Raw genomic sequence first — 20,034 nt, 5'->3', positions numbered from 1 at the left:
CACCGCTGATGTCGGGACGACAGTGTGCTACCCGCCGTTCGTCTGGTCCAGCCGCCTCAGGATGACGCCTTCGCGCAGCGCCCACGGCCCGATCTCCAACTCGGTGAGTGACAACGCTCGCATAGTGGCCTGTGCCACAAGCGCCCCCGCGACCAGCTGGTGGGCCCGTGACTGGCTCACGCCTTCAAGTTCGGCCAGGTCAGCGGCCGACATGCGGGAGACGAAGGCGAGCAGCTGGCGCAGCCCGGAGTCGGTCAGCACGCGCCGCGCCCTCGGCCCGGCCGAGGACGGCGCCGCCCCGGTCAGCCGGGCGAGCATGCGGAAGGTCTTGGACGTGGCGACCGCGCGGTCCGGCGGGCGCAGCTTGGCCAGCTTCTTGGCCACCGGGGCCAGCTGCTCGGCCAGCCACTCGACGGTCTCCTCGATCTCCCCGCGCGGCGGCGGGTCGGCGGTGAACCGGGTCCTGGTGACCCGGCCCGCCCCGACCTGCACCGACAGCGCGACGTCGGGGTCCTCGTCCATCCCCATCGCCAGCTCCAGCGAGCCGCCGCCGATGTCGAGCACGAGCAGGTTGCCCGCCGACCACCCGTACCAGCGGCGGGCGGCGAGGAAGGTCAGCCGGGCCTCATCCTCCCCGGAGAGGACCTTCAGCTCGACCCCGGTCTCGGCGGCCACCCTGGCCAGCACGGCCGCGGAGTTCGACGCCTCGCGCACCGCGGATGTGGCGAACGCCATCATCTCCGCGCACCCGAGGGCCTTGGCCGAGGCCTTCGCCGCCGCGACGGCGCGGACGAGGTCGTCCGCGCCGACCTTGGACAGCTCGCCGGACTTGGTGATCCGCTCGGCCAGCCGCAGCACGGTCTTCTCCGAGCGCGCGGGCGTGGGGTGGGCGCCCCGATGGGCGTCCACGACGAGCAGGTGGACGGTGTTGGAACCGACGTCGAGAACTCCTAGGCGCATCAACTCTCGAACTTATAGCCAAGTCCCCGCACGGTCACAAGGTGGCGCGGCGCGGCGGGGTCCGGCTCGACCTTCGAGCGCAGGCGCTTGACGTGCACGTCGAGGGTCTTGGTGTCCCCGACGTAGTCCGCGCCCCACACCCGGTCGATGAGCTGGCCGCGGGTCAGCACCCGGCCGACGTTGCGCAGCAGGTACTCCAGCAGGTCGAACTCCTTGAGCGGGAGCGCGACCTCGCCGCCGTCGACGGTCACCACGTGCCGCTCGACGTCCATCCGGACCGGGCCCGCCGCCAGGACCTGCGGCAGCAGCTCGTCGCCCGCGGCCTCCCCGCCGCGGCGCAGCACCGCGCGCACGCGGGCGATCAGCTCGCGGGCGGAGTAGGGCTTGGTCACGTAGTCGTCGGCGCCGAGTTCGAGGCCGACCACCTTGTCGATCTCGCTGTCGCGGGCGGTGACCATGATCACCGGCACGGTGGAGCGCTGGCGCAGCGCCTTGCACACGTCGGTGCCGCTCATGCCGGGCAGCATGAGGTCGAGCAGCACGATGTCGGCGCCGTTGCGGTCGAACTCCTCCAGCGCCTGCTGGCCGGTCACCGCGACCGCGGCGGTGAAGCCCTCCTTGCGCAGCAGGAAGGCCAGCGGGTCGGCGAAGGACTCCTCGTCTTCGACGATGAGCACTCTCGTCATTCCGGTCCTCCATGGTCATGACCTGCGGGGTCGTCGGGCCCGGCCGGGGCACTGGCCCCGGCGCGGACGGGTTCTGCGGGGTGCGCGGCCCGCTCGGGCGGCGCGGCCTGCTGGACGCGGGCCTCGGCGCGGGCCTTCTCGGGGGTGCTCGGGTGGGCGGGGATGCGCAGCGTGAACGTCGAGCCGAGGCCCGGCTTGCTCCACAGCGCCACCTCGCCGCCGTGGTTGGCCGCGACGTGCTTGACGATGGCCAGGCCGAGCCCGGTGCCGCCGGTGGCCCGCGAGCGGGCCTTGTCGAGGCGGTAGAAGCGCTCGAACACCCGCTGCTGCTCGTCCTCGGCGATGCCGATGCCGCGGTCGGTGACGGCGATCTCCACGAACCCGTCGGCCAGCCGCCTGCTCACCGACACCGGGCTGCCCGGCGGGGAGTAGGCCAGCGCGTTGTCGAGCAGGTTGGACAGCGCGGTCACCAGCAGCGTGCGGTCGCCGTCGACCAGCAGCCCGGAGTCGGTGTCGGTGGCCACGTCGATGCCGGTGGAGTCCATGGCCAGCCGGGCGCGGCCCAGGGCCTCGTCCACGACGGCGTCGACGTCCACGGCGTGCATCTCGGGCAGGCGCTCGGCGCCCTGCAGCCGCGACAGCGCGATCAGCTCGGTGACGAGCTTGCCGAGGCGGTTGGCCTCGTGCAGGACCTTGGTGGTGAACCGGCGCACCTCGACGGGGTCGTCGGTGGCGTCGAGCACGGCCTCGGCGAGCAGCGCCATGGCGCCGACCGGGGTCTTGAGCTCGTGGCTGACATTGGCGACGAAGTCGCGCCGGGTGGCCTCCAGGCGCACCGCGTCGGACTGGTCGTCGATCTCCACGACGGTGAACCCGTCACCGAGCGGCCGGACCTCGCCGAGCACCGCCTCGGGGGCGCGCCCGCCGCGCGACTCCAGCGGCGAGAGGTCCACCTCCAGCGGCTCGCCGGTCTCCCGGACGACCTCGGCGGCCTTGCGGGCCCTCGGGTCGGCCTGGTTAGACCGCACGACGCCGAGATCCTCGGCGCGCGGGTTGTGGATGACGACATCGCCGAAGTGGTTGAGCACCACCACGCCGGTGCGGCTGGCGGCCACGATGCGCCCGAGCAGCTCCGACACGGTGGGTCCGGTCGGTCTGCGGGGCGTGGCCGCCCGCTTGCGGGCGATGGCGGAGCCGGCGACGAGGCCGATCAGCAGGGCGCCGATCGACAGGGCTGCACAGACCGGTGCGGTCACAGGGGGATCGTAAGCAGGGGGGATGGGGGTTGGACCAGCCCAAGACGCGGTTCAGTGACCGTGGTGACACCTGCGGGTCACTTGTTCCCCCGCAGGACAGGTCTCGTTCACCCGGTGGTGACCAGATTGGACGGGAACGGCCACCGAGGCGGCCGTTCCCGTCACCCGGTTCAGCGACCCTGGTTGGCGACCGCGCTGATGGCGGCCGAGGCGGCGTCGGGGTCGAGGTACTGCCCGCCCGGCGTCGTGGGCCTGAGATCGTCGTCGAGGTCGTAGCGCAGCGGGATGCCGGTGGGGATGTTCAGCCCGCTGATGGCCTCGTCGGAGACGCCGTCGAGGTGCTTGACCAGCGCGCGCAGCGAGTTGCCGTGCGCGGCGAGCAGGACGGTCCTGCCCGCCTTCAGGTCGGGCACGACCTCGGTCTCCCAGTACGGGATGAGCCGGGCGACGACGTCCTTGAGGCACTCGGTGGCGGGCAGCTCGGCGCCGAGGTGGGCGTAGCGCGGGTCCCCGGCCTGGGAGAACTCGCTGTCGGCCTCGATCGGCGGCGGCGGGGTGTCGTAGGAGCGGCGCCAGAGCATGAACTGCTCCTCGCCGAAGGCCTCCAGGGTCTCCTTCTTGTTCTTGCCCTGCAGCGCGCCGTAGTGGCGCTCGTTGAGCCGCCAGTCCCGCTTGACCGGAATCCAGTGCCGATCGGCCGCGTCGAGGGCGTAGTAGGCGGTGGATATGGCCCGCCGCTGCAGCGAGGTGTGCACGAGGTCCGGCAGGACGCCGGCTTCCTTGAGCAGCTCGCCGCCGCGGATGGCCTCGCCCACCCCCTTGTCCGAGAGCGGCACGTCCACCCACCCGGTGAACAGGTTCTTCGCGTTCCACGTGCTCTCGCCGTGGCGGAGCAGCACCAGGGTTCCGATTCCCATGCCGCGCAGCCTGCCAGATCCAGCCCGGGCGCTACCTAGTGCGACCGTGGCGAACGCCACTCCCGCTGGACAGGCGGCCCGCGCGGCCCGTCCACCGGCCCGCGATGCGCCGAATGGCCCCGGGCACCGCACTCGCCCCCACTCGGCGTCACTCTTTCGTGTGGCTAACGACCGTCCCCGGAACGATCGACCCGACCCACAGTTGTGCACAGGTCTCGTTTCGAGATCAAATAGTTACCTACGGAGAGCTATTTTCCCGTTTGGGGTAATCAGCGGCCTTGTGCAGTTGTCGCCCGTCTGACAAGTTGGGCCGCAGCCAACCGGGCCAGCTCCCACGCACTCCCTGGCCCGGCAGGCGAGCGAGTGCGGTTCGACTCCCCTGCCGGACCGCACAGCCCGCCCGGAACCTGCGCGGTGCCCCCCGCCCCGCAGCACCCGGCCGGGAACGCCGCGGGGCGGTTCACGCCGCGACTCCCCCTCGCAGAACCGCCCCGCGCCTCCCGCCCCCTGCCTCCGGGCCACCCACACGTTGTCCACAGCCCCCAAGCAGACGGGGAACCCCCACTCCACGCCCGGACAACCTGGCGGCGGGGGCCGGACGTCCAACCTCCGGCGCGTCCCCACCGCACCCCCGCGCCTCAGCCCTCCTGCGGAACCTCACGCCCCACCACGGGCACCACCCGCCGACGCTGCCGCGCGGGCCGAACCCACCGCACCCAGGCGACGACGGCGGCGATCCCCAGCAGCACCAGGAACGGCAGCAGCCGCGCCAGTGACTCGGCCACCGACCCCACGAACCCGGTGAACGCCGACCACCCGTCCTTGAACGCCGCCCCCAGCCCCTCGTCCTCGCGCACCGGCGGCGCGGCCACGTCCCCGGACTGCCGGAACGTCAGCGTGACCGTCGAGACCGCCACCTGCCCCGACAGCGTCTCGCGCCGCTTGAGCAGGGACTCCAGGTCCGCCTCCCGGCGGGTCACCTCGGCCTCGATGCGCACGATCTCGTCGATGTCGACGGCCTTCGCGAGCAGTGCGCGCACCCGGTCGAGGCTGGCCCGCTGGGTCTTGACCCGGCTGTCGACGTCCACCAGCTGCTCGGTGACGTCCTCGGCGGTCTGCGTGCTGCTGACCACCTTGCCGATCTTCGTCAGCTCGTCCACCACGCGGTCGAGCTGGTCGGAGGGCACGTGCAGGGTCATCGTGGCGCGGGTGCGCTCGACGTCCTGGTCGCCGGTGTAGCCGCCCGCGCCGGAGACGATCGCCCGCGCGTCGAACACGGCGTCGGCGATCGTCGCGTCCCCGGTGGGCACGGTCATCGACAGCGACGCCGTGCGGATCAGCGAGCGCTCGACGCCGGGCTGGCTGACCTGGGCGGCCTTGGCCTCGGCGGGCGGGGCGGCCTGGGTGGGGGCGGCCTGAGCGGGCGCGGCGGCCTCGCGGTCGGCGGCGGCGCCGCCGGAGTCCTGGGCGGGCGCGGGCGCGACGGCGTACTCCCCCGACGAGCCCGCCGAGTCCGATGACGACGTGCACCCCGCCGTCCCGATCGCGGCGAGCAGCAGCACGGATAACAGCCGTTTGGTGTTCATGGACACCAGACGGAGGCCGCGCGCCCCGGCGTTGCCAGTTGCCGGTTACGACTCGGACTCGGTCGGCTTCATCAGGTGCTCGAACGCCTTGAGGTTGGCCAGCGACTCCCCGCGCGAGACCCGCCAGTCGTATTCGCGGCGGATCGCGGTGGCGAAGCCGATCTCCAGCAGCGTGTTGAAATCGCCGTCGGCGGCCTCCAGGACCTGCCCGAGCAGCCGGTCCAGCTCCTCAGCGGTCACCGAGGGCAGCGCCGTGCGGCCCACCAGGTGGATGTCGCCGACCTCGTCCACGGTGTAGGCGACCCCGTAGAGCTTGGCGTTGCGGCGCAGCAGGAAGCGGTAGACGTCCTCGTGCGCCTCGTCCGGCCGCCTGCACACGAACGCCTCCACCAGCAGCGCGTGCTTGCCGAGGATCAGCCAGCAGTTGGTCTGCTGCTTGCGGGTGCCCGGCAGGGTCACCAGGTAGCGGCCGGGCTCCGGGCTGTCGTAGGCCAGCTCCCGTTCGGCGAGCGCGGAGCGGATGAGCGCGTCGAGGTCGGTCACACCGCCACCTCAGCACGCGCGAGCGTGCGCCGCAGCGCGCGGTCGGCCTCGGTGTAGGCGCCCAGCAGTGCGTCGGTGGTGCGGTCCCAGGAGAACTGGCGGGCGTGGCGGACCGCGCCGCGGGCCAGGACCGGCCGGACGCGGGCGGCGGCGGCCAGCGCGGCGGCCCAGTCGCCGCTGCGGTGGCCGTCGACGAGCAGGCCGGAGCCGCCGTGGTCGACCGCGATCGGGAGCCCGCCGACGGCGGCGGCGACGACCGGCGTCCCGCAGGCCTGCGCCTCCACGGCCACCAGGCCGAAGCTCTCGTTGTGGCTGGGCACGGCGACGACGTCGGCGGCGCGGTAGACCGAGGCCAGCGCGTCACCGCCCTGCGGCGGCAGGAAGCGGACCCGGTCGGTGATCCCCAGCCGCGCGGCCAGCTCGCGCAGCGCCGTGGGCTGCTCCAGCCCGCTGCCCGATGGCCCGCCGACGACCAGCACGAGCAGCTTCTCCCGCGCGACCGCGCCGCGCTCCAGCAGTTCGGCGGCGGCGCGCAGCAGCACGTCCGGGGCCTTGAGCGGCTGGATGCGGCCCACGAAGGCGAACACGAGCGCGTCGGCGGGCAGGCCGAGCCCGGCCCGGTCGGCGGCGCGGTCGCCGGGGCGGAAGCGGTCGAGGTCGACGCCGGGGGCGACGGTGTCGACCCGGTCGGGGGCGGCGTCGTAGAGGGCGATGAGCTGACGGGCCTCGACATCGGTGTTGGCGATGAGCCGGTCGGCCTCGTCGACCACCTGCTGCTCGCCGATGACCCGCCCGCGCGGCTCGGGGGCGTCGCCGTCGGCCAGGGCGGCGTTCTTGACCTTGGCCAGGGTGTGCGCGGTGTGCACCAGCGGCACGCCCCAGCGGTCGCGGGCCAGCCAGCCGACCTGCCCGGAGAGCCAGTAGTGGGAGTGGATGATGTCGTAGAAGCCGGGTTCGCGGCGGGCCTCGGTGCGCAGCACGCCCGCGGTGAACGCGCACAGCTGTCCAGGCAGCTCGGCGCGCTCCATCGGCTCGAAGGGTCCGGCGGCGATGTGCCGGACCAGCACGCCGGGGGCCAGCTCGGCGACCGGCGGCAGGTCCGAGGACGTGGCGCGGGTGAACACCTCGACCGCGGTGCCGCGGCGGGCCATGCGGGTCGCCGTCTCGGCGATGTAGACGTTCATGCCGCCGGCGTCCCCGGTTCCGGGCTGCTCCAGCGGCGACGTGTGCACCGACAGCACCGCCACGCGCCGCGGCCGGCGCGACTGCGCTGCACCCACGTGGGAACACCCCTTCCCGTCGGCCGCCGGGACGCGGCCCGCCTCGGGGTGCAACGTCCGGCCTTCCCGGGAATCTTCCCCGCGCCGCGGACAAGCCGGTTGTTCAGTGCTCTATGTCACACCCGCGCCGGGGTTCAGCGCACGCACCACGGTCCCCCGGCCCGCTCCCGGACGACGTCGATCGAGCTGGGGTGACCGGCGGCGAACTCCAGGTTGAACACCACGTTCACGCCGCCGACCTTGCCCGGCTCGGGCACCAGCGTCGCCGGGCCCCACTCCACGCCGTAGTCGTAGACCATCCCCGGCTTCGTCTGGCCGCAGGACAGCTCGGTCGCGGCGGCGGCGTCCCCGGCGTTGATGGCGGCGACGTACTTCTCGGCGTGCCCGCGGGCGGCCTCCCGGTCCTGCGGCGGCACCGCGTCGCTGCCCGGCGGGGTGCCCTGGACCGCGGGCGCGCGGGGCGGCGGCGGGGCGCTCGGCGGGCTGACCGAGAGCAGCATCACCGCCGCCACCGCGCCGCCGACCAGCAGCACCGACCCCGCCACCAGGGCCACGATCAGCCCGGCGTTGCTCTTCTTCGGCGGGTAGCCGTACGGCGGCTGCCCGTACGGCGGGGGCGGGCCGTAGGGCTGCCCGTGCGGCGGCGGGCCGTACGGGCCCTGCTGCCCCTGCCACTGCGGTCCGGTCATGCTGGTCCCCCCGGGTCGACTACAGCGGGCAACCTACCGCTCAGTTGAGGGCCGACATCGACTGCCACTGGGCCCAGGAGAACAGCCAGTCGTTGACGTCGGAGGTCGTGGGCATGTCGGCCCTGGAGCCGCTGACCTCGACCGGGTCGCCGATGATCGCGCTGTCGAAGTAGTGCTTGGCGTCGGCCTCGAACAGGTTGACGCAGCCGTGGGAGGTGTTGGCCTTGCCGATGTTGGAGCGGTTCTCCTCGTTCTCGTGGATGAACTCGCCGTGGTTGGAGAAGCGCACCGCCCACAGCTTCTCCACGTCGGTGTAGCCGTAGCGCGGGTTGGAGAAGTTGCCGACCTTCTCCTTCGCCATGACGATCATGGTGCCGTTGGGGGTGTTGAGGTTCGGGTCGGAGTCCCGGCCGTTGCTGGCCGGGTAGCTCTTGACCTTCTTGCCGTCGCGGTAGACGTCCATCCGGTGGTCCGGCGTGTGGATCTTGACGACCTGGTTGCGGCCGATGCTGAACTCCGTGGTCAGGTCGGCCTTGCCGTACGCGCCGCCGCCGTAGGCCACGCCGTAGAGGTTCGCGGTGACCTTGACCTCGGTGTTGGCGGGCCAGTACTCCTTGGGCCGCCAGTCGACCTGGCGGTCGTGCAGCCACGCCCACGAGCCCTCGACGTCGCCGGAGGTCTCGACCTTGAGCGCCTTCTCCACCGCGGCCTTGTCCGTCACCGGGCCCTCGGGGAACTTCACGCTGATCGGCATGCCCACGCCCACCACGGCGTCGTCGACCGGGTTGATCGTCGCCCGCGGGGTGCTCTTCGGCGCGACCGTGGTGAACGAGCCCGCCAGCTCGACCACCTTGCCGTCGGTGCCGGTCGCCGTGGCCGTGTAGCTGTACTCCTTGCCGTAGCCCAGCGGCTCGGTGGCGCTCCAGCTGGCCTTGTCCTCAGCGATCTCCCCCTCGACGGCCTTGCCCGTGGCGTTGGCCAGCTCGACGGAGTCCAGCGCTCCCTCGGTGACGGTGATCGTGATCGGGTCCTTGACCGGGACGCCGGTGGCCTTGTCGGCTGGGGCTGCCGTCAGCTTCGCGACCGGGGGGCGCTCGTCGGCGGCGGGCGGACTCGCCTGGCCGCCCGTCTCCGACGTGCAGGCCGAGACCAGGGCCAGCACCAGGACCAGGGCGGCGATCACCTTCTGACGTGGCATGCGGATTCCGACCTCCAAGAAACGTGTGTCGCTGACCGCAGGACGGCTCGGCCCCCGTGCGGGTTGCGGCAGGATCTCCGGTGTGAACAAGCGCACCGCAGTCGTGACCGGGGCGAGCGCGGGCATCGGCGCCGCGACCGCCCGCCACCTCGCCGCCGCCGGGTTCGCCGTCGTCCTCGGCGCCCGCCGCGCCGAACCGCTGGCCGAGGTGGCCGCGGCCGTGGGTGGCACCGCGATCCCGCTGGACGTGACCGATCCCGCCTCGGTCGAGGCGTTCGCCGACCGCGTTCCAGAGTGCCACGTCCTCGTCAACAACGCCGGGGGCGCACGTGGTCTGGACAAGGTCGCCGACGCCGACGAGGAGCGCTGGCGCTGGATGTACGACGCGAACGTGCTCGGCACCCTGCGCGTCACCAGGGCGTTCCTGCCCAAGCTGATCAAGTCCGGCGACGGGCACGTGGTGACCGTGACCTCCATCGCCGCCTACGAGGTCTATGACGGCGGCTCGGGCTACACCGCCGCCAAGCACGCCCAGTCGGCCCTGCACCGCACCCTGCGCGGCGAGCACCTCGGCCAGCCGGTGCGCTTCACCGAGGTCCTGCCGGGCATGGTGGAGACCGACTTCTCGGTCAACCGCTTCGACGGCGACGCCGAGCGCGCGGACGCGGTCTACCGGGGCATCACGCCGCTGACGGCCGACGACGTCGCCGACGTCATCGCCTTCGCGGCCACCCGGCCCGCGCACGTGAACCTGGACCAGATCGTCATGAAGCCGCGCGCCCAGGCGTCGGCGAGCCGGGCGCACCGGGAGTAGGACATCCGGCCCCCCGCCGCCAGGTTATCCGGCTGGTGGTGGGGGTTTCCACGTCGAGTGGCGGGGTGTGGACAGGTCGGCGGCCGGGGGGTACGGGTGCCCTGCTCGGCCGACCGGGGTCGGTCGGGAGCGGTCGGCTAGATCGTGCAGTTGACCAGGACCGGTTCGGCGTCGAGCTGGATGCCGAAGGTGGTGAGGACGCCGGTGCGGACTTCGGCGGCGAGGGCCAGGAGGTCGGCGGTGGTGGCGTCGCCGCGGTTGGTCAGGGCGAGGGTGTGCTTGGTGGACAGGGCCGCTCGGGCGCCGGGGCCGGGGTGGCCCTTGGTGAAGCCCGCGCGCTCGATCAGCCAGGCCGCGGAGAGCTTCGAGGCGTTCGGCCCGGCCGGGTAGCAGGGGACGGAGACCTCGGGGCCCACCCGCTCGGAGACCGTGGCCAGGACGGCGGCGACGCGCTCGGCGGGGATGACCGGGTTGGTGAAGAACGAGCCCGCCGACCAGGTGTCGTGGTCGGTCGGGTCGAGGACCATGCCCTTGCCGCGGCGCAGGGCCAGCACGGCCTCGCGGGCGTCGGCGACCGGGACGCGCTGGTCCTGGCGGACGCCGAGGGCGCGGGCCAGCTCGGTGTAGCGGACGGGAGCGGACTGGCCGTCGTCGGTGAGGACGAAGCGGGCGCGCAGGACCACGACGCGGTCGTTGCCCTTGAGGACGCTGGTGCGGTAGTCCAGGCCGAGTTCGTCCACCCGCAGGGTGCGCACGTCGCCCGCGTCGCGGTCGAAGACGTCGACGGACTCCAGGACCTGCGAGACCTCGACGCCGTACGCGCCGACGTTCTGCACCGGGGTCGCGCCGACCAGGCCGGGGATGCCGGAGAGGCACTCCAGGCCGCCGAGGCCCGCCTCGACGGTGCCCGCGACGACGGTGTCCCAGTCCTCGCCCGCCTCGACGGTCAGCCGGACCCGGCCCGGCTCGGCGGTGTCGATCTTGCTGCCGCGGTGCTCGACGCGGACCGCGGTGCCGTCGAAGCCCAGGTCGCCGACCACCAGGTTGGAGCCGCCGCCGACCACCAGCAGCGCCTCGCCCGCCGCGTCGACGGCGCGGATCGCCGCGACCAGCTCCTCCGCGCTGGCCGCGGCCACGAAGCGGGCGGCCGGGCCGCCAAGGCGCAGGGTGGTGTAGCCGCTGAGCGGGACCCCGGTGCGCTGGTCCAGACCGGTGGGGAGGCCGAGGGGAAGGCTGGTCACGGGACGCAACGGTAACCTCCCGCACATGGCCAGCCGCATCGAGCACCGCGCCGACCTCGACGCGCCCGCGTCCCGCGTCCACGCGGCGCTGGTGAGCACCGAGTACCTGACCGACCGCCTCGCCGCCATCGGCGGGCCCGGCGCCGCCCTGGTGGCGCACTCCGAGGCGGGCGGGACGGTGACCTACCGGCTCCGGCAGACCGTGCCCGCCGAGCACCTGCCCCCGATCGCCAAGTCCGTGCTGCGCGGCGACCTCGTGGTCGAGCGCACCGAGACGTGGACGCCGGAGGGCTCGGGGTTCACCGGCACCACCACCGCCCGCGTCGGCGGGGTGCCCGGGGAGATCACCGGCACCTACGGGCTGCGCGACACCGCATCGGGCTGCTCGTGGCGCACCGAGGGCGAGGTGCGGGTCAAGGTGCCGCTGATCGGCGGCAAGATCGAGGGCGTGATCGCCGAGCAGGTCACCCGGCTGCTGGCCGCCGAGGCGGCCTTCACGGCGGACTGGCTCGCCGCGCGCTGATGGCCCGGACCCCCCGGCTGGCCGCGGGCCGGGCCCGCGCGCTGGGCTGCCCCACCCGCGGCACCACCAACCCGAACCGGCTGCGCCGCTCCGACCGCTGGATCGCGGCCCTGCCGCTGCCGCCGCACGCGCTGGTCGTGGACCTCGGCTACGGCGCGACCCCGGTCACGACCGTCGAACTCGCCGCGCGGCTGCCCGGCGCGCGGGTCGTCGGCCTGGAGATCGATCCCGAGCGGGTGGCCGCGGCCAAGGCCGCCGAGGACCCGCCGCGGCTGGTCTTCCGGCGCGGCGGGTTCGAGCTGGCCGGGCTGCGCCCGGACCTGGTGCGCGCGTTCAACGTCCTGCGCCAGTACACCGAGGCCGAGGCGCTGGCGGCGTGGGAGACGATGTGCGCGCGGCTGGCCCCCGGCGGGCTGCTGGTCGAGGGCACCTGCGACGAGATCGGCCGCCGCTGCTGGTGGGTCGCGCTCACCGCGGACGGGCCTCAGACGATCACCCTGTCGTGTTTGCCCGCCGACATCGAGCGCCCCTCCGACCTCGCCGAGCGCCTGCCGAAGGCGCTCATCCACCGCAACGTGCCCGGCGAGCGCGTCCACGCCCTGCTGTCCGCTTTGGACGCCTGCTGGGACAACGCCGCCCCGTTCGCCCCGTTCGGGCCGAGGGCGCGCTGGGTGGAGGCCGTCGCCGAGCTGGCGCGGGGCCTGCCGGTGCTCAACGGCCGCAAGCGCTGGCGGCTGGGCGAGGTCACGCTGCCCTGGAGCAGCGTCGCGCCGCTGGAGAGCTGACCGCAGCCGGTCCGACCGCCATCTGCTGATCACTGGCGAGGTGGACGTGGGATGTGCGGATGTCCAACGCCCATACCTTCGGAGGGTTGTCCACTCCGGCGCTGTCCGGTCGGATTGCACTCGTGAGCACTCAGACCGACGCCACCCTCGTTGAGCCGCCGCTCGCCCCGGTTCGGGTGGGCGTGGTCGACGACGAGCCGATGGCGCGCACCTTCGTCACCCGCATCCTCGCCTCGGCCCCGGAGATCGAGGTCGTCGCCGAGGCCGCCGACGGCGCGGGCGCGCTGGAGCTCGTCCGCACCCAGTCCCCCGACGTGCTGCTGCTGGACCTGCGCATGCCCGGCATGGACGGCCTGGACACCCTGCGCGAGCTGCGCCGCGCCCACAAGCGCCCGGCCGTGGTCGTGCTGACCACCTTCCACGCCGACGAGGCGGTGGCCACCGCGCTCAACCTGGGCGCCACCGGCTTCCTGCTCAAGCACACCGACCCCACCGAGCTGGTGCGCGCCGTGCGCCTGGCCGCCCGCGGCGACTCGGTGCTGGACCCGGCCCTGACCAAGGAGCTGATGGGCCACCTCGCCACCCACCACCTCGACCGCATCGGCGCCTCCAGCCAGGTCGCCCGCCTGTCCAACCGCCTGCGCGACGTGCTGCGGCTGATCGGCGCGGGCCGCAGCAACGCCGAGATCGCCGAGGACCTGCGGCTCTCGGAGTCCACCGTCCGGGGGTACGTCTCGGAGATCCTGGCGGCCACCGGCTGCGCCAACCGGGTGACGGCGGCGGTGCTGGCCCAGCGCTCAGGCCTGCTCGGGTAGCGACCGCGCGTAGGTCTTCAGCACCGCGACCGCCTCGTCGACGTCGTCGGTGACGGTGATCCACTCAGCGGCGGCGCGGTCCTTGGCCAGGCCGCGGACCAGGGTCGCGGCGGGGACCTCCTCGGTCCAGAAGCGGGAGCCGAGGAAGACCATGGGGGCCGGGACGCCGTAGTGGTTCTGGGTGTAGTCCTGGAAGACTTCCTGGACCGTGCCCGCGCTGCCCGGGGTGTAGACGATGCCGCCGGTGGCGACGGTGAGCAGGCCGTCCTCGCGCACGGAGTTGGCGAAGTACTTGGCGTGCAGCTCGCAGAACGGGTTCGGCGGCTCGTGGCCGTAGAACCAGGTCGGGATGCCGATCGTGCGGGGAGTGGCCGCGGCGGGCAGGTCGACGGCCAGGCCCGCGGCCAGCCACTGTCCGATCTCGACGGTGGCGTCGGCGCCCGCGGCGAAGCGGGGCGCGGCGGCGAGGACCGACAGGGCCTCGGCCGGGTCGGCGTCGGCCAGGCGCGCGCCCAGGGGGACCGCCTCCATCGCGCCGGGGCCGCCACCGGTCAGCACGGTGAAGCCCGCCCGGCCCAGCGCCCGGCCCAGCTCGACGGCGGTGCGGTAGCCCGCCGAGTCGCGGACCAGGGCGTGCCCGCCCATCACCGCGACCGGGTGGCCGGTGAGGACGTCCTCCAGCGCGGCGGTGATGCTGTGGTCGTGCAGGCGCTCGGCGATGGCGTGCAGCGGGTCCAGGGTCTGGACCCTGGTGTGCTGGTAGATCCGCGCGTCCGGGGTGTCGGCATAGGACTCGGGGCGGGCGGGGTCGAACCCGGCGAACAGCTCGGCCGGGGTGTACAGCCGGGCGCGGTACACCTCGTACGGCAGGTCGGGCACCGACGGGAACAGCAGCGCGCCACCCGCCTGCGCCCGGCGCGCCGTCTCCGGGGTCAGCGCGCAGCCCAGCAGCAGCGCGCCGTCCAGGGGCGTGCGCAGCAGGCGGTCGTCGTCGGGGTCGGTCAGGTCCAGGCCGATCAGCACGGCGCCGCGCAGGTCGGCGCCGCGGTCGCGGTGCGCCCGCACGGCGTCGACGTCGGCATACTCCTCACGCACGCTGAGTAGCCTAGGGCCCGACCATGAACCAGCTGCACGCTTTCGCCGAACGCCTGATCCCGCTGCCCGTCGACCGGGTGCGGGCGGCCGTCGTGGACTACTCCGGGGTGCGCGCCCGCCTGGCCGCCCCGGACTTCGCCGACTACCGCGCCACCCCCGGCCTGGTCGCGGTCACCTTCCTCGGCCACCGCGCCGAGCTGGCGGTGAGCACGCGCGGTCCGGCCACCGTGGTCGAGGCCGACCGCCACTCCAGCCTGGCCTTCACCTGGACGACCGACGGCGCCGACACGCTCACCAGCGTGCGCTTGACCGTCGCCCGCGACGGCGCCAACGGCCTGCGCGGGCTCGTGCAGCGGGTCGCCTCCCCGCCCCGGCTGCGGCTGGCGCTCTCCGGGCTGCTGACGGCCTTCGCCGCCGAACTGGCCCGACAGCCCTAGCCCGTGTTCCAGATGTGGGGTGCGTGAGACACGGCCTAGGCGAACAGCGGCGGGAAGGTCGGCTCCAGGCCGCACAGCGCGCGGCCGTAGTGCTCCATGCCGGTCGCGGGCATCATCGCCGCGTGCGCCGACAGCGCCTGCGTGTCGCGCAGGGCCAGGCTCAGCGCCGTCCCCGAGCGCAGGCCCGCGCCGCCCGCCATCGACCGGAGGATGTCGGCGGCCTGCGTGTACTGCCGGGTGGCGAAGCTGACCAGCCCCCACACCCTCGGCTTGTCCTCCGGCCCGTAGACCCCGTCCACCGAGCACCGGTCGATCAGCTCGGACGCCGCGTGGGCCAGGGCGTCGGCGCCCTCGATGAGCAGTGCGGCCTCGGCGATCTGGTGGTGGGTGATCGGCGCGTCACGGCGGGACTGGTAGGCGGTGTAGGAGATCGGCTTGTCGCCCAACTGCTCGCGCGCCAGGCGCAGGGCGGTCGCGGCCATCCCGGTGAACGGCGCGGGCCCGCCGGTGATCAGCTGCATGAGCAGCGGGATGCCGTAGAGCCGGTTTCCCGCGTTGCGCTCGCTCAGATGGGTCGCGCCGAGCACGTCCCACTGCGGCACGACGCGGTCCTCGGGCACGAACACCCCCTCGGCCCGGACGGTGTTGCTGGCGCTGGCCCGCATCCCGGTGACGTCCCAGTCGTCCTCGACGACCAGGTCGGAGTACGGGATCAGCGCCCAGACCGGCTCGCCGTCGCGCAGGGTCGGCTGCACGGCCCAGTCCGCGCCCAGCGAACCGGTGTTGAACGGCCAGCGGGCGGTGACGACATATCCCCCCGCGGAGCGCTCGGCGGTGCCCATGGGGTTCAGCGTGGCGGTGGTCCGTGCGCCGGGGTCGGCGAAGACCAGCTCCTGGAGGTGGTCGGGAAGGCGGCCGAGCAGGAAGTCCGCGTCGTTGTGGATGACCGCGACCCACGAGGTGGCCCCGCAGCCCTTCGCCAGCTCGGCCAGCACAGCCGACTTGGTGACCATGTCGACCTCGTGCCCGCCGAAGCGGGCGGGCCGCAGCATCCGCAGCAGCCCGGCCTCGCGCAGGGCCGCCAGCACGTCCTCGGGCACCCGCCCCTCGCGCGCGGCGCGCAGCGCGTTGGCCTGGAGGAGCGGGACCAGGTCCGCGGCCGCTCCCAGCAGGTCGACCCTCGTCCGGACAGCATCCACCACGCCCACCCCTCCCGACGTCCCCAGGCAGGACCGACCCTGCCACAACGGTGGCCGGATGCGGGTGACATGTCACAGAAGTGCCAGGGAATTCCGGGGATTTCCCGTGAAATACGGAAATGGCCGATCCGGCCGCCGCTCGATGACGACGGCCGGATCAGCCCGGCATGATCCTCGGCACGTTTCCCGGATCAGTGGATCGGTATTTCCGCAGTCACCGCGGAAGGAGTGTCGACACTCGGAAGCGCCGGTCAGCCCGCACAGGCCGCAGGGGCCAGTGCGCAGGACCACTCACGGTCCTCCCTGGCCGGGAAGACGGTCGGAATGGCCTTTCGCGGGTCGGTGCGGGTATCGGTGAACATGGCGCAAGGATGCCCGGCATTCACCGGGCGCGGCAAACGAATAAATCAGAAAATGACGGTCTTGTTGCCGTGCACGAGGACGCGGCGCTCCAGGTGCCAGCGCAGCCCCCTGGCCAGGACGACCTTCTCGATGTCGCGCCCTTTGCGCACCATGTCGGCCACCGAGTCGTTGTGGTCGACCCGGATGACGTCCTGCTCCACGATCGGGCCCGCGTCCAGCTCGGCGGTCACATAGTGGCAGGTGGCGCCGATCAGCTTCACCCCGCGCTTGTGGGCCTGGTGGTACGGCCGCGCGCCGACGAACGAGGGCAGGAAGCTGTGGTGGATGTTGAGCGCGCGGCCCGCCCACTCCGCGCACAGCTCCGTCGGCAGCACCTGCATGAAGCGGGCCAGCACGACCGCGTCCGGGTTGGCGGCGTCGACCAGCTGGCGCAGCTGCCCGAACGCGGCGGCCTTGCCGTCGGGGTCGATGGGGAACGGCACGTGGTGGAAGGGGATGCCGTGCGCGCGGGTGATCGGCGCGAGGTCGGTGTGGTTGCCGATGACGGCCTTGACGTCGATCTCCAGCTCGCCGCTGTGCACGCGGCCGAGCAGGTCGTAGAGGCAGTGGCCGTCCTTGGTCACCAGGATGACCACGCGCGGCTTGGCCCCGGTGTCGACGATGTCCCACTCGACGCGCCCGCCGAGGCGGCGGGTGACCTCCACGAAGCGGCGGCACAGCTCGTGCACGTCGTAGGGCAGCGATTCCGCGCGCACGACCTGGCGGGTGAAGAACCAGTTGGTGTCGGGGTCGGAGTGGTAGTCCGCCTCCACGATCCAGCCGCCCGCCTCGCTGAGGAAGGTCGCGATCTCGGCCACGATGCCGGTGCGGTCCGGGCAGCCCAGCCTGATGACATAGCGACGCTCTTTGGACGACACCGCGCACTCCCGGCTGTTCAAGGCTTTTCGACGGCTCTGCGGGCCACGGCGCTGTGGCGGTCAGAAGGTCTTGATCGTACTCACCAGCGCCGGGTCGCCACTGACAATCGCGTGACTCGGTCGCCCCCACACCGCCCGGTAGACCGCGTCGGCCGTGCCGACCACGCGCGCGTCGGCGTCGAGGCCGTCCGGCTCGTCCGGGCTGGTGTCCACGGCCACGGGCGCGTCGGTGGAGAGGGTGAGCAGCCAGGCGCGGCCCGCGTCGGCGGCGTGCAGCAGGACCGTTCCCGCCGTCGGGGCGGGGGCGGGCGGGATGATCGCCAGCAGCTCGTCCACGCCGTCGGCGGCGAAGGCGGTGTCGAACAGCAGCGGGGGGACGTCCCGGCCAGCGGCGTGGGCGGCGTCGAGGGCGTGGATCGCGGTCTCGTGGGCGATCCTGCGCGCGTACCAGGCGACGTCGACGTCGGGCACCGGCACGAACGACCACACCCGGGCCGCCGGGTCGGCCGAGGCCAGGGCGGCGGCCACGGCCGCGGCGCGCTCGTCCCACCAGGACAGCAGCTCGTCCCAGCCCGCGGGGACGGCGGGCGGGTCGGGGGCGGCGGCGTCGGCGGGCAGCGCCAGCGCCTTCTCGATCCACGCGGTGCTCTCGGCGACGTGCGCGACGAGGTCGCGGACCGCCCACCCGGGGCAGGTGGGCGTGGGCGCGTCCGGTCCAGCGTGGACGGCGTCGGCGCGCAGCGCGGCGGTGTGGACCGGGATCTGCTCTAGGAGGGAGACGTGGTTCACACGCCGACCCTAGTGGGCCGCGCGATCACCCGCGGCCCAAGCCCTCCACCACCTCGGCGCCGGGCAGCGCGGCCAGCACGTCGCCGGGGATGAGCAGCTTGCTGCCCCGCACGCCGCTGCCGATGACCAGCTCCGGCGCGGCGGCCACGGCGGCGTCGACGAGGATCGGCCAGCCCTCGGGCAGCCCGACCGGGGTGATGCCGCCGTAGGCCATGCCGGTGAGCGCCACGGCGTGGTCCATCGGCGCGAACGACGCCTTGCGCACGTCCAGCCTGCGCCGCACCACGCCGTTGACGTCGGCGCGGGTGGTCGCCAGCACCAGGCAGGCCGCCAGCCGCTCCTCGCCGCCGCGCTTGCCCGCCACCACCACGCAGTTCGCCGAGGCCGACAGCGGCGAGCCGTAGGCGGCGCAGAACTCGGCGGTGTCGGCCAGGGCGGGGTCGATCGCGGCAACGCCCACCCGCGCGGCGGGCAGGGCGGCCAGCGCCTTGGCGACCGGCTCGGCGAGCAGCTCGGGGTGCTCACCGGCGGCCAGCACGTCCAGGGTTCCGGCGATGGTCCAGGTCACTACAGCCCCCGTCACACGAAGTTGTCCGCAGGCAAATGTATCCAGCACGGCGGTGGCGGCTCTTTGAGTTGTCCGGAGAGCGACAGTACCGTCACCGTGGAGGCCACGATGAACCGCGAGCCCCGAGCCCCGAGCGGGCCGGTCCGCGCTCGTCGGGCCCGGCCCGGGCGGGGGACGCCGGAGGTTCGCCGGGTTCGCGGCATCATCGGCCCCGGTGGGCGGGTGGCGCGGCGCGGACCCCGCCGCCTGAGCGCGCGATGCGGCCTGTGGCCAACGAGCACAGGACCCCGGATCAAGGAAGCAGGGGTGGGAGCGGTGACCGAGCTCCACACGGTGGGGACGAATCCGCCCTGGGAGGGGCTGGCGGGATCGGAGCGGCACGCGGCGTGCCTGGAAGCCGCGCGCGCGGGCGACCGGCGCGCGCTGGACGTGCTGATCGCCGACCTGACGCCGTTGGTCTGGCACGTCGCCAGAGGCGCGGGCCTGGACCACGGCACCGCGGAGGACGTCGTGCAGACCGTGTGGCTGGCGCTGCTGCGCCACGTCGAGCGGCTGGCCGAGCCCAGGGCGCTGGCCAGCTGGCTCATCACCACGACCCGCCGCGAGTCCAGCCGCACCCGCCAGCGGATGGCCGCGCAGACCGAGCTGCTGCCCGAGTACGCCGAGCAGGTGCCCAGCGGCGACCCGCTGCCCGAGGCCCTGGCGATCGACGGCGAACGCGACCGCACGCTGTGGAAGGCCTTCACCAAGCTCACCGAGCGGTGCCAGACGCTGCTGCGGCTGACCGTGCTGGCCGGGCGCGCCGAGTACCGCGAGGTCGCGGCGGCCCTCGGCATGCCGCACGGCAGCATCGGCCCGACCCGCGGCCGGTGCCTCAAGCACCTGCGCGGCCTGTACGACGATGGGGATGGGGCGAGATGAGGAACGACATGGAACCCGCCGAGCAGCAGTACTGGCTCGACCAGGTCGCCCACCTCGTCGACCACATCGACCCGGTGCCCGCGGGCCTGGTGGAGCGCGCCCAGTTCGCCGTCGCGATCACCGACATCGACGCCGAGGTCGCCGCCTGGCTCGACCAGCGCGAACTGGTCGGCGTCCGGGGCGGCGGCCCCGGGACCATCACCTTCTTCGTCGGCGACCTGACCGTGATGGTCAACGTGACCCGCACCGGGGAGTCCCACCGCATCGACGGCTGGCTGGTCCCCGCGGGCGAGCACGCCGTCGAGGTCCGCGTCGCCGACCACGGCAGCACCACGACGACGGCGGACGAGGGCGGGCGCTTCGTGCTCACCGAGGTCCCGCGCGGCACCACCCAGATACTGGTCCGCCTCAGCGGCGGCCGCGCCGTCGTGACCCCGACCGTCGTGCTCTAG

At 73.6% G+C, this 20,034-nt stretch carries 22 protein-coding genes; 7 read left to right on the top strand and 15 right to left on the bottom strand.

Going from position 1 to position 20,034, the window contains the following annotated elements; all coding sequences use genetic code 11:
• Positions 1 to 27 precede the first annotated feature (27 nt).
• The 9 genes from ACFPM7_RS02555 to ACFPM7_RS02515 form a co-directional block, all read right to left on the bottom strand.
• The gene (locus ACFPM7_RS02555; RefSeq protein ID WP_378243302.1) at positions 28 to 960 is read right to left on the bottom strand and encodes a Ppx/GppA family phosphatase; all 933 of its coding nucleotides are present in this window, start codon (positions 958 to 960) and stop codon (positions 28 to 30) included.
• Positions 960 to 1,646 (bottom strand): response regulator, encoded by a 687-nt coding sequence (locus tag ACFPM7_RS02550; protein WP_378243300.1) that lies wholly within the window; start codon positions 1,644 to 1,646, stop codon positions 960 to 962. The genes ACFPM7_RS02555 and ACFPM7_RS02550 overlap by 1 nt, the downstream gene beginning before the upstream one ends.
• Complete coding sequence (locus ACFPM7_RS02545) at positions 1,643 to 2,902, bottom strand: sensor histidine kinase (protein WP_378243298.1); 1,260 nt, start codon at positions 2,900 to 2,902, stop codon at positions 1,643 to 1,645. The genes ACFPM7_RS02550 and ACFPM7_RS02545 overlap by 4 nt, the downstream gene beginning before the upstream one ends.
• A 170-nt stretch (positions 2,903 to 3,072) precedes the next feature.
• On the bottom strand, positions 3,073 to 3,819 hold the full coding sequence (locus ACFPM7_RS02540) for a phosphoglyceromutase (protein WP_378243296.1): 747 nt from the start codon (positions 3,817 to 3,819) through the stop codon (positions 3,073 to 3,075).
• A gap of 638 nt (positions 3,820 to 4,457) precedes the next feature.
• A complete protein-coding gene (locus ACFPM7_RS02535; RefSeq protein ID WP_378243294.1) occupies positions 4,458 to 5,405 on the bottom strand; it encodes a DUF4349 domain-containing protein in 948 nt (315 codons plus the stop codon).
• Between the two features lie 45 nt (positions 5,406 to 5,450).
• Positions 5,451 to 5,948 (bottom strand): type III secretion system chaperone family protein, encoded by a 498-nt coding sequence (locus ACFPM7_RS02530; RefSeq protein ID WP_378243292.1) that lies wholly within the window; start codon positions 5,946 to 5,948, stop codon positions 5,451 to 5,453.
• On the bottom strand, positions 5,945 to 7,228 hold the full coding sequence (gene mshA / locus ACFPM7_RS02525; RefSeq protein ID WP_378243290.1) for a D-inositol-3-phosphate glycosyltransferase: 1,284 nt from the start codon (positions 7,226 to 7,228) through the stop codon (positions 5,945 to 5,947). The genes ACFPM7_RS02530 and mshA overlap by 4 nt, the downstream gene beginning before the upstream one ends.
• A 134-nt stretch (positions 7,229 to 7,362) precedes the next feature.
• On the bottom strand, positions 7,363 to 7,917 hold the full coding sequence (locus ACFPM7_RS02520) for a hypothetical protein (protein WP_378243288.1): 555 nt from the start codon (positions 7,915 to 7,917) through the stop codon (positions 7,363 to 7,365).
• A 40-nt stretch (positions 7,918 to 7,957) separates the two neighbouring features.
• Complete coding sequence (locus ACFPM7_RS02515; RefSeq protein WP_378243286.1) at positions 7,958 to 9,115, bottom strand: L,D-transpeptidase; 1,158 nt, start codon at positions 9,113 to 9,115, stop codon at positions 7,958 to 7,960.
• 82 nt (positions 9,116 to 9,197) lie between these two features.
• On the opposite strand from ACFPM7_RS02515, the gene ACFPM7_RS02510 reads away from it, so the two are divergent.
• The gene (locus ACFPM7_RS02510; RefSeq protein WP_378243284.1) at positions 9,198 to 9,929 is read left to right on the top strand and encodes an SDR family NAD(P)-dependent oxidoreductase; all 732 of its coding nucleotides are present in this window, start codon (positions 9,198 to 9,200) and stop codon (positions 9,927 to 9,929) included.
• 137 nt (positions 9,930 to 10,066) lie between these two features.
• On the opposite strand, the gene ACFPM7_RS02505 is transcribed toward ACFPM7_RS02510, so the two are convergent.
• Positions 10,067 to 11,170, bottom strand: coding sequence for a UDP-N-acetylmuramate dehydrogenase (locus ACFPM7_RS02505; protein WP_378243282.1), 1,104 nt, complete (start codon positions 11,168 to 11,170; stop codon positions 10,067 to 10,069).
• A gap of 25 nt (positions 11,171 to 11,195) precedes the next feature.
• Between ACFPM7_RS02505 and ACFPM7_RS02500 the strand changes: the two genes are divergently transcribed.
• From ACFPM7_RS02500 to ACFPM7_RS02490, 3 genes are all read left to right on the top strand, one after another.
• A complete protein-coding gene (locus tag ACFPM7_RS02500) occupies positions 11,196 to 11,693 on the top strand; it encodes a DUF2505 domain-containing protein (protein WP_378243280.1) in 498 nt (165 codons plus the stop codon).
• A complete protein-coding gene (locus ACFPM7_RS02495; RefSeq protein ID WP_378243278.1) occupies positions 11,693 to 12,478 on the top strand; it encodes a class I SAM-dependent methyltransferase in 786 nt (261 codons plus the stop codon). The genes ACFPM7_RS02500 and ACFPM7_RS02495 overlap by 1 nt, the downstream gene beginning before the upstream one ends.
• A 122-nt stretch (positions 12,479 to 12,600) precedes the next feature.
• Positions 12,601 to 13,293, top strand: coding sequence for a response regulator (locus ACFPM7_RS02490; protein WP_378243276.1), 693 nt, complete (start codon positions 12,601 to 12,603; stop codon positions 13,291 to 13,293).
• Here the strand turns inward: ACFPM7_RS02490 and ACFPM7_RS02485 are convergent.
• Positions 13,276 to 14,388, bottom strand: coding sequence for an LOG family protein (locus ACFPM7_RS02485; protein WP_378243274.1), 1,113 nt, complete (start codon positions 14,386 to 14,388; stop codon positions 13,276 to 13,278). The two genes, ACFPM7_RS02490 and ACFPM7_RS02485, sit on opposite strands and share 18 nt — an antisense overlap.
• 23 nt (positions 14,389 to 14,411) lie before the next feature.
• Between ACFPM7_RS02485 and ACFPM7_RS02480 the strand changes: the two genes are divergently transcribed.
• On the top strand, positions 14,412 to 14,825 hold the full coding sequence (locus tag ACFPM7_RS02480) for an SRPBCC family protein (RefSeq protein ID WP_378243272.1): 414 nt from the start codon (positions 14,412 to 14,414) through the stop codon (positions 14,823 to 14,825).
• A gap of 35 nt (positions 14,826 to 14,860) precedes the next feature.
• Here ACFPM7_RS02480 and ACFPM7_RS02475 read toward each other — a convergent pair whose 3' ends face one another.
• The 4 genes from ACFPM7_RS02475 to ACFPM7_RS02460 all read right to left on the bottom strand — a co-directional run bounded on the left by ACFPM7_RS02475 (position 14,861) and on the right by ACFPM7_RS02460 (position 18,661).
• Complete coding sequence (locus ACFPM7_RS02475; protein ID WP_378243270.1) at positions 14,861 to 16,024, bottom strand: acyl-CoA dehydrogenase family protein; 1,164 nt, start codon at positions 16,022 to 16,024, stop codon at positions 14,861 to 14,863.
• A 407-nt stretch (positions 16,025 to 16,431) separates the two neighbouring features.
• A complete protein-coding gene (purU, locus tag ACFPM7_RS02470) occupies positions 16,432 to 17,304 on the bottom strand; it encodes a formyltetrahydrofolate deformylase (RefSeq protein WP_378243267.1) in 873 nt (290 codons plus the stop codon).
• Positions 17,305 to 17,364: 60 nt separating this feature from the next.
• The gene (locus tag ACFPM7_RS02465) at positions 17,365 to 18,093 is read right to left on the bottom strand and encodes a maleylpyruvate isomerase family mycothiol-dependent enzyme (protein ID WP_378243265.1); all 729 of its coding nucleotides are present in this window, start codon (positions 18,091 to 18,093) and stop codon (positions 17,365 to 17,367) included.
• A gap of 25 nt (positions 18,094 to 18,118) precedes the next feature.
• On the bottom strand, positions 18,119 to 18,661 hold the full coding sequence (locus ACFPM7_RS02460; protein WP_378243263.1) for a YbaK/EbsC family protein: 543 nt from the start codon (positions 18,659 to 18,661) through the stop codon (positions 18,119 to 18,121).
• 315 nt (positions 18,662 to 18,976) lie between these two features.
• On the opposite strand from ACFPM7_RS02460, the gene ACFPM7_RS02455 reads away from it, so the two are divergent.
• Both ACFPM7_RS02455 and ACFPM7_RS02450 read left to right on the top strand, forming a co-directional pair.
• A complete protein-coding gene (locus ACFPM7_RS02455) occupies positions 18,977 to 19,582 on the top strand; it encodes an RNA polymerase sigma factor (RefSeq protein WP_378243261.1) in 606 nt (201 codons plus the stop codon).
• A complete protein-coding gene (locus ACFPM7_RS02450) occupies positions 19,579 to 20,034 on the top strand; it encodes a carboxypeptidase regulatory-like domain-containing protein (protein ID WP_378243259.1) in 456 nt (151 codons plus the stop codon). Before ACFPM7_RS02455 ends, ACFPM7_RS02450 begins: the two co-directional genes overlap by 4 nt.

The sequence above is a fragment of the Actinokineospora guangxiensis genome (assembly GCF_042657845.1).
Taxonomy (GTDB): Bacteria; Actinomycetota; Actinomycetes; order Mycobacteriales; family Pseudonocardiaceae; genus Actinokineospora; species Actinokineospora guangxiensis.
This window is presented reverse-complemented; position numbering and strand designations above follow the sequence as displayed.